Origin of the sequence: Parageobacillus thermantarcticus, from assembly GCF_900111865.1 — a bacterium.
Taxonomy (GTDB): Bacteria; Bacillota; Bacilli; order Bacillales; family Anoxybacillaceae; genus Parageobacillus; species Parageobacillus thermantarcticus.
The window spans coordinates 35,637-50,422 of record NZ_FOJS01000023.1 but is presented as its reverse complement, the minus strand read 5'-3'; the positions used below and the strand labels follow the sequence as shown (position 1 = coordinate 50,422).

Here is a 14,786-nt window from a genome sequence, read left to right as displayed (position 1 = left end):
CGTCAAAGCCGCTGAAACGGTGATGACTCAAATCCCTCATCCCTACAACTTTGGGGACAAAGGGTACATCAGCCACGCTCTTCGAGAAAAGCTGTACGAAGAACACCAAGCCGCGTTCTGGACACCGTCTCGACACAATCAAAAGCACGGCCCATCCAAGGCATGGGAAGAATGGATCAGGAAAAAACGCAAAGTCATCGAGACGGTGTTTTCGATTCTCGTAGACCAATACCGGATCACCGACATTCGAGCGAATTCCATTGCCGGGTTTGAAGTGGCACTCGATGGCATCTTGTTGGCTTATTCCTTGGTCACACTAGGGCTGGTTGAGCGCTGACGCTCAACTAGCACCACGGGTATTCTTTTTATTTTATTTTAGTATACTGAAACTTGCTTTCCCGCAAAAAGAGTATTTTGTATTATTTTTTGTTATGTAAAAATAGTCCCAAAAAAGCAGCGACGCTCGCTGCCGATCACTTCCTAATTATTATGTAAAACTTCCATCACAGTTCAATGAACTTGGATTATACCATTTACTTTTACACCATTTCTGGAACTTCACTTACTGCGATCGAACATCGGGAGAATTAGTTCCGGCGCGCCGCATGCAATATTGTGGCGCAGTCGGCAAGTCTCGACTTACACATCTAGGCGGCGCGCCCTGCTCGATCGAAGAACATACGCAAGCAACAACAGGAAAATGGAAAAAGAGGAACACATTCGAGGGAATAATGTAGTGATCACAACCTTTTATAATTTTTTCTTGCCGGACACATAAACAAGTACGAGATCCGCTTGTTTTCAAAAATATAAAACGACTGCAAAATGTAATAAATAAGCTGTTTTTCGATTGTCAGCAGCTCGTTTGTACGAAGGCGGAGATATTTTTGCTGAAGCTTGTTCCACTCATAGAGGGAAATTTCAAATTTTCGCTTTTGCAAGTCGAGCTTTACGATAAACATATATACTTGATTGATAGACTTAAATACAAAATATAGCTGGGCGTCGCTATCGCACGTAATCGTGCGGAACCATATTTCTTCCCCTAAAGAATGACTATGTTTCTCCTCGCTTTTTAAAAACCGCAATGAATCGGTAAAATTTGTCGGTGCAATCGTTTTCAATCTGATTGAAAACGGATTTCGCGTTTCTTTTACAAATACTCTATATGTCCTCTTATTTCGCTTTAATCCTTTTCGTTCACTCACAATTAAATCCGCGAGATAAATATTCACCATCATCCCTCTTTTTCCTAATTATAGTAAATATTTATCCATTTTTTGCTTATTGTAGCATGATATAAAAGGAGTCGAACATTGACAAAAGAAAAAGTTTTGATCCTTTTATGAACAAATTGAAAAATGTTCATAAATAGAACAAAAGTCTTCTCCACACTCTTCTATCTTTAAGTTATTAATTGATTTATTGGAGCTGTGGTGAAGACAATGATGAAATTGGGAGAAAAACTAAAATATTTGCGCAAGCAGCATAACTGGACGCAAGAACAGTTGGCGCAGCATCTCAATATATCGCGCTCGCAAATCAGCAAATGGGAAAACGGAGAATTGCTCCCGGACGTGCAATCGTTGGAAAAATTGAGCAATCTCTACGAAGTGAGCGTCGATTTTTTAATCGGGAAGCATACGACGAAAGAAGAGCTGCTGCGGGAAATGAACCTCTTGTATCAAACGGATCACATTGATGAGAAAATGCTCGACATCATCGACTATTTCAAACAAAACCCGAATATGGAAGAAACGATTTATTCGTTGACACAACTGCCAGCAAAAAAACGAAAACATTTGGAATCAATCATTGTTACGCTGGTGAAGGAATTTTCCGATGCGATGAAATAACCGTCCCTTTTCCCGATTCGCCTGCTTTCCCGCTTTGCGCGGCTTTTGCTTTCGCGAAAACATCGCCATGTCTGCAGAAAAAAAGCGCTAACGTTTCTTGCTAGCGCGATAGTTGGGGGATGTTGCGAGGAAACACGCTCTCTTTCTTTCGGGGAAAAATGTTGGGAGGAAAAAAATGAGGAATAATAGAGGAAAACTATGAATGTTCGATCCATTCATACGTTTTGCCGCCCATAAATCGCACGGATTCGGCCACCACTTCTGTCACAAACACCCGCTGTCCGTCTTTCCTTTCATAATTTCTCGTTTGAATTCGTCCCATAACGCCAATAATCGAACCTTTTCGGCAATAATTCGCCGTATTCTCCGCCACTTTTCTCCAGAGTGTGCATTGAACAAAATCGGTGTCAATTCCCCCTTCCGCGTTGCGAAAATTTCTTGTCACCGCTAATGTGATGTTAGCGACCGCTGCTCCATCGGCGGTATATCGCAGTTCCGGATCTTTTGTCAGCCGGCCGACGAGCACGACTTGGTTGATCATGTTTTGCCACAATCCCTCCTTCCGTTTCCGTGCATCTTCATCATAATGGACTTCTATTTTCCTCGTAAAATCGCCATTTTTTAATTTTTGCGTGCCGTTTTTTTCACCAATATCGTCAACATGCGGCATCAACGGCACAAAATCGACAGGAAAATTCAATTTTTATATATCCTCAATCAAAAATAAACGACAGTTTACAACATCGATACGGTATGCAATCTCCTTATTTGATAACGGACACGTTATCCATTTCCCCTCGGTCATTAGAATGTGCTATAATTTTCATAAGACAATGTTGACGAGGTGATGGAATGAAAACCTTCAAGCTTGTGGGGCTCTCCGTCGTTCACGACGATTTGCATCGGCAAGAAATTCCGTTCATTGACGGACTTATTATTAATAAAGAAGACGGACAAAACCACTGGCTGATCGAGACGTATTTAGATAAACAATACGAGCCGATCTTTTCCGAGCTGCAAAAAAGAAACGATGAATTCCGTCTTCAAGTAACGATTACCAACCGAAGCAACGATCCCGCCAACATGATCGCGACCGTTCGTTCCATCACAAGAATGAACGACCATATTAGCGTGCTGATGGATGGCTTGTTAATTCGAAATAAAACGGACTTAGCGGAAGTGGTGCTCGCCAGCCTTGTCGAAAAAGGGTTGCAAGGAGAAGCGTTATTGAAGGAATTTAGACAACAATTGAACGAGCGTCGCGGCTTCAAAAATAATGAAGAAAAAAACGCGAATTCAACTATAAAGGGCTAGAACGATGCGTCTAGCCCGTTTTCTTTATGATAGAAACAAGCTGTGCAACAAGAACATAGCGCTGCTTCGCGTTGCCAATAAAGCGGAACGGATAACATGTCGTCACCGTTAATGTCGGACGCGGCTTTTCCACGAGGACAGTGCGGTCGTTTTCATCGACGATGCGCACTTTTTTCACGCGATAGATAAACTGCTTTATCGCTGTTTCGACGATCAATTTATCGCCAACGCCGATTTGCCCCAATTGCCAAAATACGGTATCGCGATGACCGGACAGCACCATGTTGTTCGGTTCCCCGGGCAAAGCGCTTTTCGGGTAGTGGCCGATTCCTTTTCGCAATTGCCGCTTTTCCGTGCCGTGATAAATTGGTATGGAAATGCCGAGCTTTGGAATCAATAATATTCCGATTTGCTCACCAATTTTTGGCTTGGCAGCCATATCTGCCGCTTGCGAACTAGCCGTCCGCGGAGCAATCGGCGTTTTTCTTTCCTCTTTCCACGGTTTTACAGCATTGTAGCCGAGCCAGTACGAATATCCGTTCCAAACCGCCGTCATCAATCCTGCCGTCATGCAAAAAACGGCGCCCCACGTTTTATAGGTTTTCCAGTTCCCGCTCATGTTCTCACTCCGCCGCTTTTCTTTTTGCCCGCCAAAACACGTAAGCGCCGAACAACGCAAGCAGAAAACCGAGCAGCGTATTGGCAAGGTACGGAGAAGCGGTATCCGGCATTTTGTCGCCGCGCATTTTTTCTTCCATTTCGCTTGCTAACATGCTGGCATTGATAAATGTTTCACCAGCCCGAAACACGTATCCCGAAGTCAGCATCTCCTCTGATAATCGCACGTCGGAAAGCAATTCCCCTTTTTGATTGTACAGTTCAATCAACAAGTCGCTTCCGCCAAGCGCATCTAGCGACAAAAGGCGTCGATAAGATACTTCCTGTTTTTTTCCGTTTTCCTGCAAATAAAATTTCGGTTTTATTTCTAGCGCAGACAGCGTCTCTTCCCAAATGGAAAGCAATTGCCGTTGTTGCTGCTTCGTTAGTAGCGCCGCGTTTTCGACTTGCAGAAACGGTTTCATGCGCGCGCCTAACGCTTCCAGCTGCTGCGGCAAATTTTGCCGATGAAGCGAGGCGACGTGTTCAAATAAACGATTCGCTTCCTTTTCCGTAAAGCCAATCGCTCCAAGCATATCATTAATTTGCTGCATCTGTTCGTTATGGCGCAAATAAAAAGCGACAGCCGCATCCAAGTCCTCAATGAACGTATAATCTTGCACCGTTTCGCCAAACTGGCCAAGCAGCGCTTCCAACTCTTCTTGTGTCAATTGATAGCGCTTGAGTAACTGCTGGAAATTTGTTTCTGCAATCGGTGTGCCAAGCCATTGCTTTAGTTCATCCATCGTCTGAAAATCCGCAACCGTCATATGATAATCGTCCAAATAGTTTAGTAAATCATCCATCGTCCAGCCAATGCTGCCGATGTACTGCTCGAGCTCCCGCTTTTCGATTTGCGCAAATGCAGGCGCGACGCCGCAGGCGATGGCAAAAAAGAAACATGCGATGATGGCGAAGCAAAATCGTTTCATGCCGTTTCCCACCTCCTAAAATGATATACATTGGTAGTATTTTCCGAACGTCTATGTCTTATGTATGAAAACAGTGCAGTTTTGAAAATTGTGTAAAAAACGGCAAAAACGATGCTGTTTTCCGCTGTCTCAAGTTCACCGGATGCAAACAATGGAACTTTACATGAAAAAACATATAAAAAGAGGCGGACACGAAAGCGATGGACCGCTGTTCGTTCCGCCTCCTATGTATTTCTTAAACTTCATTGCCTACGACTGCCTCTTGAAAATATGCTTGATAGAGCGCGCGCACCGCATCGACTACGACTTCTTCTTTTACGCCGAACATCATGCTTACTTCCGATGAACCTTGGTTGATCATTTCGAGGTTAATGTTTGCCTTCGCAAGCGCCGTAGTCGCCTTTGCCGCCATCCCGACGGTGCGCTCCATCCCTTCGCCGACGACCATGATCAGCGCAAGCCCATGCTCAACATGAACTTCGTCGACTTCCAACTCCATTTGAATGCGGTCTAAAATGCGCTGCTCTTTTCCACCTTCTAATTGACTTGCCCGTAAAATCACGGACATGTTGTCAATTCCCGAAGGAATATGTTCATAAGAAATTCCTTCATCCTCTAAAATTTGCAGCAGTTTGCGACCAAATCCGATTTCCCTGTTCATTAAATATTTGCTGATGTTGATGCTACAAAATCCCGTATCGCTGGCAATGCCGGCAATCGGCGCGTCGAGATGGTTGCGTTTTGCGACAATCCAAGTGCCCGGAGCAGCAGGATTATTCGTATTTTTCACACAAACGGGAATGCCCGCTTTATAAACCGGCTCCAGCGCTTCGTCATGAAACACAGAAAACCCGGAATACGAAAGTTCGCGCATTTCTCGGTATGTAATTTCTTTTAACTGGCGCGGATTTTCGACAATGGAAGGATTGACGCAATAAATCGAGTCGACGTCCGTAAAGTTTTCATATACGTCCGCTTTCACCCCGGCTGCCACAATCGATCCGGTGATATCCGAACCGCCGCGCGGGAATGTGACAATATTTCCTTCCTGCGAATAGCCAAAAAATCCTGGAATCACTAACACGCCGCGCCGCTCCCGCAAATGATACAGCTTTTCATACGATTCCGGCAAAATTTGTGCATTCCCCGGTTCATCCGTGACGACAATTCCCGCTTCCCGCGGGTTGACGTAGCTTGCTTCCAACCCTATCTCCTGCAAATAGAGCGCCATCAATCTAGCATTATGATCTTCCCCGCTCGCTTTGATCGCATCCAGCAAGCGGCTAGGATGATCTCGATATTCGTTTATTTTCCAGCGCAAATCGTGTTCCAACTCTGCCAAAAACCCGTCTGCTGGCAATTCGAGTTCTTTGGCGATTTCCGCGTATCGCGTTATTACCGTCTGAACAATTTCATCATACACTTTTCCGTCTATAACGGCTTGCGCCAACTGAATAAGAATATCGGTTATTTTTATATCATCTTTAAATCGCTTTCCGGGCGCTGACACGACAATAATGCGGCGCTCCACATCAGAGCTGACGATATCAGCCACTTTACGAAACTGCGTGGCGCTTGCGACTGAGCTTCCGCCAAATTTTGCTACTTTCATGTTCCATAACCCTTTCTCTCTGAAAAATCTCTTATATTTGTTTATCATACCACACTTTTTCATGGATGGCGCCATTATTTTTGCGGAATTCTGACAACGATATCGCTGCGGAATGAAATATGGTAATTTATGAAAAAAGAAAAACAAAAAATGCTTGATTTTCCTAAAACCTACATTCGCTGGGCCGAGCGCAAAACTTTACACAATAATTCAGGACTTGACCTCACTACGGCGCCAATTGCGCGAACTTTCCAACGTCAACGACGGCTATCATCTTTCGCTTTTTGCGCGACGTTGCCGTTTCGCACATTCGCAATCCCTTCTTTACATACGCCGTACGGAAGCCACGAACAGTTGGCACACAAGTAGTCTAAATCGTCCGGGCGCACCTTTTGCGCCGTTCGCCGTACCAATTCCGATTTTAAATAAACTCCGCCTTCTTCAATTCCTAAATGACGGATCACTTTTTGATCCATCGAGAGGACATGGTCGTTCGAATCCGGGGCAGCTTGGCACGCCGTTTCCCCATAATGCGGACACGCCATGCACGCATCGTCGAGCGCGGCAACGACTTGAATCGGAAAATCTTGCTCTTCATCGCGAATTTTCGCCACTACTTCCCGCATTTTTTCGACAAACGACGGGCTGTATCCCATCCCGCGAAATCCATGGACACATAATAAATGGTGGCCTCGCAACCGCAGCGGCTTCATCGCTTTTCTCCTTCCCTTTTCTTTAGTTCCATCTTAACTGAAAGAAACGCGATTGGACAACTCGGAAACAGAAACGAGCGTTGACGGATCATCAACGGACGTGGCATTCTTAAATTACAACAATGATCGAGAAAGGAACTGTCGATGATGAAAATGACAAAAGAAGAAGTTGCCCGTGCATTGTCCGCACTTTTTCATGAATTAACCGCACATTGGACGAAAGAAAAAATTCACTCCGACGTGCTTGAAATGATTATGAAATTGCGAATCGAATCAGCGGATGAGGAAGAATATATGCACGGATTAATCGCCAACGTGGCGTTTGCGACAGAATCGTCGTATTCCTTACAACAAGTGTTCGGAACGATGCTGCAAGAACGATCCTTTCTTTCTTCCGCAGCGGTCGAAGAAATGATGAACGAAGCGCAAGCGCGAATTCGCGAACATATATCCGAACTGATTTCTCGCTATAAAGCGCATTTCGAACAAATTCATGATGAAACGGAACGCAAAAAACAGCTTGAACGTTCGTATTGCGCGCTTTTAATCGTCAATCGCATGAAAACAGATTTTCTCTTTCAATTCATTCATGAAGACAACCAAAACGCCGCGAAGCAATTTTTTGCCGCGGATCCAAGCGATGTGCTCGAAGCGTTCCATCATTTAAGCAGCGTATATGCGAGCCGGTTGCTAGAAGGGCTTGAACTGCATTACTAGATTCGCAATTTTCATTTTTATATATTTTTAAATAATTCTAAATTTTCTTTGACAAAATTCCCATATAATGATAATTTAATGATTGGGAGGAAATTTTCACTCCATTGATGCATATACGCTTTTTGTAAGCGTATCCAAAAATGCAGAGGGGGAATTTGGATGATTTACGCTCAACCTGGACAGCCTGGTTCGCTCATCACTTTCAAAAAACGTTATGAAAATTTCATTGGTGGCAAATGGGTCCCGCCGGTCGATGGCGAGTATTTTGAAAACATTTCTCCGGTCACTGGAAAACCTTATTGTGAAGTGCCGCGTTCCAAAGCAGCGGACATCGAGTTAGCGTTAGACGCCGCCCATGCCGCGAAAGACGCGTGGGGCCGCACTTCCCCTGCTGAACGCGCACGAATCCTTAACAAAATCGCCGACCGCATGGAAGAAAATTTGGAAATGCTCGCCGTCGCGGAAACGTGGGAAAACGGCAAGCCGATTCGCGAAACGTTGAATGCAGACATCCCGCTTGCCATCGATCATTTCCGCTATTTCGCCAGCTGCATCCGCGCCGAAGAAGGCACGCTAGCGGAAATCGACCACGATACAGTCGCCTATCACTTTAAAGAGCCGCTTGGGGTTGTCGGGCAAATCATCCCATGGAACTTCCCGCTTTTAATGGCGGCTTGGAAGCTCGCTCCGGCATTGGCCGCGGGAAACTGCGTTGTCCTAAAACCTGCAGAACAAACGCCGACTACAATCCTCGTGCTGATGGAACTCATTGAAGATTTGCTCCCTCCAGGTGTCGTCAACATCGTCAACGGATTCGGTTTGGAAGCCGGAAAACCGCTCGCTTCAAGCAGCCGCATCGCTAAAATTGCCTTCACCGGCGAAACGACAACAGGGCGTTTAATTATGCAATACGCATCGCAAAACATTATCCCAGTAACATTGGAACTCGGTGGAAAATCGCCAAATATTTTCTTCGAAGACGTAGCGGCAAAAGATGACGAATTTTTTGATAAAGCGCTCGAAGGCTTTACGTTGTTCGCGTTAAACCAAGGCGAAGTATGCACATGCCCTTCCCGCGCCCTCATTCAAGAATCGATTTACGAAAAATTTATGGAGCGTGCGCTAGAGCGCGTGAAACAAATCAAACAAGGCAATCCGCTTGACACGGAAACGATGATCGGCGCTCAAGCATCTTCGGAACAATTGGAAAAAATATTATCGTACATTGACATCGGCAAGCAAGAAGGGGCCGAATTGCTCATCGGCGGAGAACGGAATATTCTGGAAGGAGACTTAAAAGACGGATATTACGTAAAACCGACCGTCTTTAAAGGCCATAATAAAATGCGGATTTTCCAAGAAGAAATTTTCGGTCCGGTCGTCTCCGTCACGACCTTTAAAGACATCGACGAAGCGTTGGAGATCGCCAACGAAACATTGTACGGCTTAGGCGCTGGCGTCTGGACGCGCGACATTAATACCGCTTATCGCGTCGGGCGCGGCATTCAGGCGGGACGCGTCTGGACGAACTGCTACCACATGTACCCTGCGCACGCGGCATTCGGAGGCTATAAGTTATCCGGATTCGGCCGTGAAACGCATAAAATGATGCTTGAGCATTATCAACAGACGAAAAACTTGCTCGTCAGCTATTCTCCGAAAAAACTCGGGCTCTTCTAATTTTCAGGCAGCGTGTGTTTCACGCTGCCTTTCCTGCCCATCCATTTTTAGGAGGGATTTACGATGAGTGATCAGCCGAAAGTGATCGCGACAGAAGCCGCTTTGGAACTGATTGAAAAGCTAAAGGTAAAATACGGGCCGCTCATGTTTCATCAATCGGGCGGGTGCTGCGATGGCAGCTCACCGATGTGCTACCCGCAAGGCGATCTAATCATCGGCGATTCCGACGTGCTGCTTGGCGAAATCGGCGGCTGCCCGTTTTACATTTCCAAAGCGCAATATGAATATTGGAAGCATACGCAGCTAATTATCGACGTCGTCCCCGGACGCGGCGGCATGTTTTCCTTAGAAGGCCCGGAAGGCGTCCGCTTTCTCACCCGTTCGAAAGTATTTGATTAGCTGACTGTTTCCGTTACATTGAAAGGAAATATGCAAAAAAAGTGAGCCAGCCAATCGCAAAAGCGGCGTTTCCTTCCTTTCAGCTTTTCGAAAATCCGCTGACAGCCTCACTTATAAAAAAAGCCGCGGAGTCTTAGCTCTGCGGCAGTTCTTCGCTTTTGTCCATTTCTTGCAATGGCTGTTGTTTGTCAGACAGCTTAATTTTCTTCAGCCCAAATACGAGCAACGTTCCACCGATGACAAAAATAAGCCCAAACAGGAATACGGAATGAAGCGAATCGACGAGCGACTGTTTTAAAATCGGCACAAATGCCTCCCGCATTTGCGGCGGAATTTTCGCGAGCGCTTCTGGGCTAAGCAAAAGCGAATAAAGCCCTTGCGGATCATCATGAATCATATGTGAAAACTTGTCGACCATTCCTTTTGCTTGTGCCGGAAGCGACTGAAGCATCGGCATAAGGCGATCGTCAAGCAGCTGGCTTGACCGATGGTTCATCACCGCTCCTAAAATCGTCATCCCGAACGTCCCGCCGATCGAACGGAAAAACTGGCTCGAAGAAGTGACGACGCCAAGTTCAGACTTTGGAAAACTCTCTTGCAAAGCGAGCGTTAAAATTGGCATCACTAATCCGATTCCAAGCCCTAGGACAATCATGTACAACGTGGCGGTGAATTTGGACGTATCCACATCCATCGTGCTTAATAAACCAAACCCTGCCGCCATAACGATCATACCAATGAATATCTGTGATTTTACGCCAATTTTATAAACGATGCGGCCGCCAATGACGCTTCCGATAATCATCGTAATCATCATCGGCGTCATAATCGTGCCGGACTGGGTCGCGCTTACCCCGACAACTCCTTGCATAAAAAACGGAACAAACATAATCGCACCAAACATGCCGACGCTCATTAAAAAGCCAATTCCATTTAGCACGGTAAAAGTGCGATGCTTAAATAAATGCATTGGCAAAATCGGTTCTTCCGCTTTCATCTCTACAAATACAAACAGCGTTAAAAAAACAAGCGCCACCGCAAACAAGGAGATGATTTGCCATGACGTCCATTCGTACTTATCCCCGCCAAACGTTAACGCTAAAAGCAAGCTGACAACGCCGACAGTCATCGTAAACATGCCGGCAAGATCAAACTTCACCGGTCCTTCGGCTTTATATTTGCTCAATCCCATCGCAATAAAAATCATTGCCAAAATCCCGACAGGAAGGTTAATGTAAAATACCCAACGCCAATTCAAATGATCGACGATAAAGCCGCCGATTTGCGGGCCTAATACAGAGGCAAGACCGTATAACGCACCAAAAATTCCTTGCCATTTCGCGCGCTCTTTGCCGGTAAACACGTCTCCGATGACAATCATTGCCATCGGCATCATGATCCCGCCGCCGATCCCTTGCATCCCGCGGTAAATGATGAGCCCTGTCATATTATCGGCCATGCCGCAAAGAGCGGAACCAACCATAAAAATGACGAGCCCCGCCACATAAACGACTCGCCTTCCTAACAAATCCGCAAGCTTCCCGGCAATCGGCACTACCGTCGTTGAAGTGAGCATATAAGCGGTCGTCAGCCATGTCATCAAACTCAACCCGCGCAGCTCCCCAACGATGCGCGGCATCGCCGTTCCAACGATCGTTCCGTCCAACGCTCCAAAAAGCATGGCAATCATTAAGCCAATAATTAATATTTTTCGATGTCGAATGGTGCCTGGTTGCATTTCTAACTCCTTTACTTTTTCCACTTTCGTCTCTCCCATCTATTCGTTGTCATATATTTCCGCACAGTCTCCGCTAATGCCGCTAAATCGTCTATTAACGTCGGAATATGCTGGCTTTCGATATATAATAAAATCCCTTGCACGACGTATTCTCGCGGTGCCGACTCTTTGTTCACTAACTCCGCTTCCAGCGTATCGAGGGCGGCATGAAGTTCGTGCTGTATTTTTTGATCAAGCGAAAGCGATAAAATCTTTTTTTGCATCTGGGAAATATGGTCACTAATCTTTTCCTGCAATATGCGCCGCTCTTTTTCTTCCATTTCGATCAACGGCTTTAACATATCTTTGTTTAAAATCGGCGCCTCGCCATGGGAAAAGCTCGCAACGATCGCGTCAAGGCGCCGTACGAGAAAACGCGCCAACTCTTCGGCATGAAGCTTGCTCGGCCGCCAAAAAAAATGAAACATATATTGCCGAATCATGCCGCTTAGCATCGCCGCCACATCAAACACATACGGCTCTACCTCTGTTCCGTATACTTCGATGAGGCGCTCGCAATACCAAGAAAAAATGCGAGCTTGCTGCTTCAACAAATAATGATGAATATCAGTGCTAATTTTTGGCATTTGTTCCGTCATCATCATTTGCAAAAATTCTTTATGCGCGTGCATATTCGCAAAATGCGCGGCGATTTGCTGAATAAATCGCTCTTTTTCCGAACCGCTATTCTGCGAAATGGCGGTGATGCTCTCCATCATTTTTTCAAAATGGTGCTGAATGATGGCAAGCATTAAGTCTTCTTTTGACGAAAAATGATGATAAAACGCCCCTTTCGAAATTCCCCACGCATCGACAATATCTTGAATCGATGTCGAATAGTATCCTTTTTCCGCAAACAGCTTCATCGCAAGCTCGATGAAGCGCACTTTCCGGTCTGCCGTCATTGTCGTCATCTCCTATTAACTATAAGGAAGTGCTTTTCGAAACAGCCGGTTCAATGCATTGCCGATACGACGGCAACGATATGCGCGGTTTCGCAATTTCCGCGCGCACGCCGCGCCGTTGCAACCATTGGACAATTCGCTCGTAATTTGTTTCTTTTTTCATTGGACTCGCCCCTAACGATAATATGACTAAATGGTCAAAGACATTATAAAACATCGGTATATATTTATCAACTTATTTTATAACATAGTTATATACAAATGATGACCAATTAGTCAAAAAATAAAAAAGATTTCCTGTTGTACACAAACGTTGAGTAAATCATCGGGCCAAGCATGCTTGGCGAAAGCAAAAAACATTTCTCGATCCCGATAATTCCATGTTATAATTTTGTAATAAGGGGTTATTGTGTTGTGTATATCGCTTACGACTCTAATTTACCCTTATACCACGGCACGATCAGTTTATACGCCGATATCATTATCAAACACGGTATAAGGATATTTCCTAGACGCAAAGGCAGCGCAGATTTTGGAACTGGTTTTTATTTAACGACAAATTTTCCCCAAGCCAAAGAATGGGCAAAACACAGAACGGAAAGGCCTATTCCTATTCAGCCAATGCTTGAGTTACATGGGATTGCAATTCGCGATTTTCTTGGAATGAGAAAAACCTTTAAACCGACTGTCCTCAAGTTTGCGATTAACGATACAGAAAATTGGGTAAAATTGAGACATAAAATTTTCAGCCATGATAACGACGCTTGGAAACAGTTTGTATGGACGAAGAGGCAGAGCAATTTCCCTTTTCCGCAATATGACTATGATTGGATTTACGGACCGGTAGCGGACGGCGGCTTGCAATCCGCGGATTATCATGATATACACGCATATGAAAATAAAAATCAATTAGCAGTCTTGACTTACAGAGCTGTGCAATATCTAACGATTCTGGAGGTGATCACATGCCTATAGCCAATAGCGCAAAACTTCAAAAAGAGATTGATGTGATGATTCAGCATATCATTCGCGAATTAATTGTGGAATTTGGAAAAAGTGAAACGGAAGCCATCCATTTAGTCGAACAATCAGACGTAAAGAAATCGTTAATGCAAGATCCATCAGGATTCCATGACTCCCCATACCATTGGGCTTTAAGCATACTAACTGACTGCGATGAAGCGGAAGCACTGGAAAGACATTTATACCATCATTAATGAAAAGAGGTAGGCGGCTATTGCCCTACTTTTTTCTTTTATAAAAAAGACCGCCTGTGATAGACAAGCGGCCGTAAATCATTGCACTAGCGCCTGTTCAGCGAGGGCAAGCGCTCCGCAAACGCCTGCATTATCGCCAAGGCCCGGAAGCACAATATATCGGTCAATATCGCGCAACATCGCTTCGTGCTGAATGTACCCGTTCAACAGCTTCTGAACGTTGCGGCGGATGCTTGGCAACAGCTGTTCTTGCTTCATGACGCCACCGCCGATAATAACTTTTTCCGGCGATAAAATAAAGATATAATTAGCAATTGCCTGCGCCAAATAAAATGCTTCCAACTCCCACACTTCCGCGCGATCAGCCAGATCCGCCCCCTTTTTCCCCCAGCGTTTTTCAATCGCTGGACCGGATGCCATCCCTTCCAAACAATCTCCATGATATGGGCAGACACCGGCAAACGTATCTTCCGGATGACGGCGGATAAGAATATGCCCCATTTCCGGATGCATGAGGCCATGCAACAATTTTCCTTCAACGATTGCCCCGACGCCGATTCCCGTCCCGACCGTAATATAAATGCAGCTTTTCAACCCTTTCGCGGCACCCCAGCGCCGTTCGCCGAGCGCAGCCGCATTCACATCCGTGTCAAAGCCAATCGGCACACGAAAATGCCGTTTCATTTCGCCGACAAAGTTAAAATTCGCCCATTTTTGTTTCGGCGTGCTCGTAATATAGCCATACGTCGCGCTGTCAGGACGCAAATCAATCGGACCGAACGAACCGATGCCAATCGCTTCTAATTCATACTGCCTAAAAAAATCGACGACATGGCGCATCGTTTCTTCCGGTTCTGTCGTTGGGAACGTCACTCTCTCTTTTATTTTTCCATCGCGATCCCCAACAGCGCATACAAATTTCGTACCACCTGCTTCAATCGCCCCAAGATACACGAATTTCTCCCCGCTTTCGTCTCTATGATTTCCGCCTTCATTGTATCACAAAA

Annotated in this window: 18 protein-coding genes; 8 read left to right on the top strand and 10 right to left on the bottom strand. The window is 45.5% G+C overall.

The window, feature by feature from the left end:
- The coding region (locus BM278_RS11650; RefSeq protein WP_143093441.1) for a transposase at positions 1–337 on the top strand (337 nt) is incomplete at its 5' end.
- Between the two features lie 403 nt (positions 338–740).
- Here the strand turns inward: BM278_RS11650 and BM278_RS11645 are convergent.
- Positions 741–1,241, bottom strand: a complete 501-nt coding sequence (locus BM278_RS11645; RefSeq protein WP_090949897.1) for a hypothetical protein — start codon at positions 1,239–1,241, stop codon at positions 741–743.
- 204 nt (positions 1,242–1,445) lie between these two features.
- Here BM278_RS11645 and BM278_RS11640 point away from each other — a divergent pair, with 204 nt between their 5' ends.
- Positions 1,446–1,856 (top strand): helix-turn-helix domain-containing protein, encoded by a 411-nt coding sequence (locus tag BM278_RS11640; protein WP_208601800.1) that lies wholly within the window; start codon positions 1,446–1,448, stop codon positions 1,854–1,856.
- A 196-nt stretch (positions 1,857–2,052) separates the two neighbouring features.
- Here the strand turns inward: BM278_RS11640 and ssb are convergent, their stop codons facing one another.
- The gene (ssb, locus tag BM278_RS11635; RefSeq protein ID WP_090949903.1) at positions 2,053–2,397 is read right to left on the bottom strand and encodes a single-stranded DNA-binding protein; all 345 of its coding nucleotides are present in this window, start codon (positions 2,395–2,397) and stop codon (positions 2,053–2,055) included.
- Between the two features lie 311 nt (positions 2,398–2,708).
- On the opposite strand from ssb, the gene BM278_RS11630 reads away from it, so the two are divergent.
- Positions 2,709–3,170 carry a YwpF-like family protein gene (locus BM278_RS11630; protein WP_090949894.1) on the top strand — a complete coding sequence of 154 codons (462 nt, stop codon included), beginning with the start codon at positions 2,709–2,711 and terminating at the stop codon, positions 3,168–3,170.
- A gap of 10 nt (positions 3,171–3,180) precedes the next feature.
- Here BM278_RS11630 and BM278_RS11625 read toward each other — a convergent pair whose 3' ends face one another.
- The 4 genes from BM278_RS11625 to BM278_RS11610 all read right to left on the bottom strand — a co-directional run bounded on the left by BM278_RS11625 (position 3,181) and on the right by BM278_RS11610 (position 7,084).
- A complete protein-coding gene (locus tag BM278_RS11625) occupies positions 3,181–3,789 on the bottom strand; it encodes a class D sortase (protein ID WP_090949892.1) in 609 nt (202 codons plus the stop codon).
- A 4-nt stretch (positions 3,790–3,793) separates the two neighbouring features.
- Positions 3,794–4,759, bottom strand: coding sequence for a processed acidic surface protein (locus tag BM278_RS11620; RefSeq protein ID WP_090949889.1), 966 nt, complete (start codon positions 4,757–4,759; stop codon positions 3,794–3,796).
- Between the two features lie 235 nt (positions 4,760–4,994).
- On the bottom strand, positions 4,995–6,371 hold the full coding sequence (locus BM278_RS11615) for an aspartate kinase (RefSeq protein ID WP_090949888.1): 1,377 nt from the start codon (positions 6,369–6,371) through the stop codon (positions 4,995–4,997).
- A gap of 257 nt (positions 6,372–6,628) precedes the next feature.
- Positions 6,629–7,084: a DUF1284 domain-containing protein gene (locus tag BM278_RS11610; RefSeq protein ID WP_090949886.1), complete on the bottom strand. Its 456-nt coding sequence runs from the start codon at positions 7,082–7,084 to the stop codon at positions 6,629–6,631.
- 147 nt (positions 7,085–7,231) lie between these two features.
- Between BM278_RS11610 and BM278_RS11605 the strand changes: the two genes are divergently transcribed.
- The 3 genes from BM278_RS11605 to BM278_RS11595 all read left to right on the top strand — a co-directional run bounded on the left by BM278_RS11605 (position 7,232) and on the right by BM278_RS11595 (position 9,880).
- Positions 7,232–7,801 (top strand): hypothetical protein, encoded by a 570-nt coding sequence (locus BM278_RS11605; RefSeq protein WP_090949884.1) that lies wholly within the window; start codon positions 7,232–7,234, stop codon positions 7,799–7,801.
- Between the two features lie 159 nt (positions 7,802–7,960).
- The gene (adh, locus tag BM278_RS11600; RefSeq protein ID WP_090949881.1) at positions 7,961–9,481 is read left to right on the top strand and encodes an aldehyde dehydrogenase; all 1,521 of its coding nucleotides are present in this window, start codon (positions 7,961–7,963) and stop codon (positions 9,479–9,481) included.
- Between the two features lie 63 nt (positions 9,482–9,544).
- Complete coding sequence (locus BM278_RS11595) at positions 9,545–9,880, top strand: DUF779 domain-containing protein (RefSeq protein WP_090949879.1); 336 nt, start codon at positions 9,545–9,547, stop codon at positions 9,878–9,880.
- A 133-nt stretch (positions 9,881–10,013) separates the two neighbouring features.
- On the opposite strand, the gene BM278_RS11590 is transcribed toward BM278_RS11595, so the two are convergent.
- From BM278_RS11590 to BM278_RS18800, 3 genes are read right to left on the bottom strand one after another with little or no spacing between them, the layout of a single operon-like run.
- Positions 10,014–11,618, bottom strand: coding sequence for an MDR family MFS transporter (locus tag BM278_RS11590; protein ID WP_090949902.1), 1,605 nt, complete (start codon positions 11,616–11,618; stop codon positions 10,014–10,016).
- Positions 11,619–11,629: 11 nt separating this feature from the next.
- The gene (locus tag BM278_RS11585) at positions 11,630–12,562 is read right to left on the bottom strand and encodes a TetR/AcrR family transcriptional regulator (RefSeq protein WP_090949878.1); all 933 of its coding nucleotides are present in this window, start codon (positions 12,560–12,562) and stop codon (positions 11,630–11,632) included.
- 19 nt (positions 12,563–12,581) lie between these two features.
- A complete protein-coding gene (locus BM278_RS18800; protein WP_167359632.1) occupies positions 12,582–12,725 on the bottom strand; it encodes a hypothetical protein in 144 nt (47 codons plus the stop codon).
- Positions 12,726–12,976: 251 nt separating this feature from the next.
- Here BM278_RS18800 and BM278_RS11580 point away from each other — a divergent pair, with 251 nt between their 5' ends.
- Positions 12,977–13,537, top strand: coding sequence for a DUF3990 domain-containing protein (locus tag BM278_RS11580; protein ID WP_167359631.1), 561 nt, complete (start codon positions 12,977–12,979; stop codon positions 13,535–13,537).
- Positions 13,528–13,779 carry a hypothetical protein gene (locus BM278_RS11575; protein ID WP_090949874.1) on the top strand — a complete coding sequence of 84 codons (252 nt, stop codon included), beginning with the start codon at positions 13,528–13,530 and terminating at the stop codon, positions 13,777–13,779. The genes BM278_RS11580 and BM278_RS11575 overlap by 10 nt, the downstream gene beginning before the upstream one ends.
- Positions 13,780–13,857: 78 nt before the next feature.
- Here the strand turns inward: BM278_RS11575 and BM278_RS11570 are convergent, their stop codons facing one another.
- Positions 13,858–14,733: an ROK family protein gene (locus BM278_RS11570; protein ID WP_090949872.1), complete on the bottom strand. Its 876-nt coding sequence runs from the start codon at positions 14,731–14,733 to the stop codon at positions 13,858–13,860.
- Positions 14,734–14,786 lie beyond the last annotated feature (53 nt).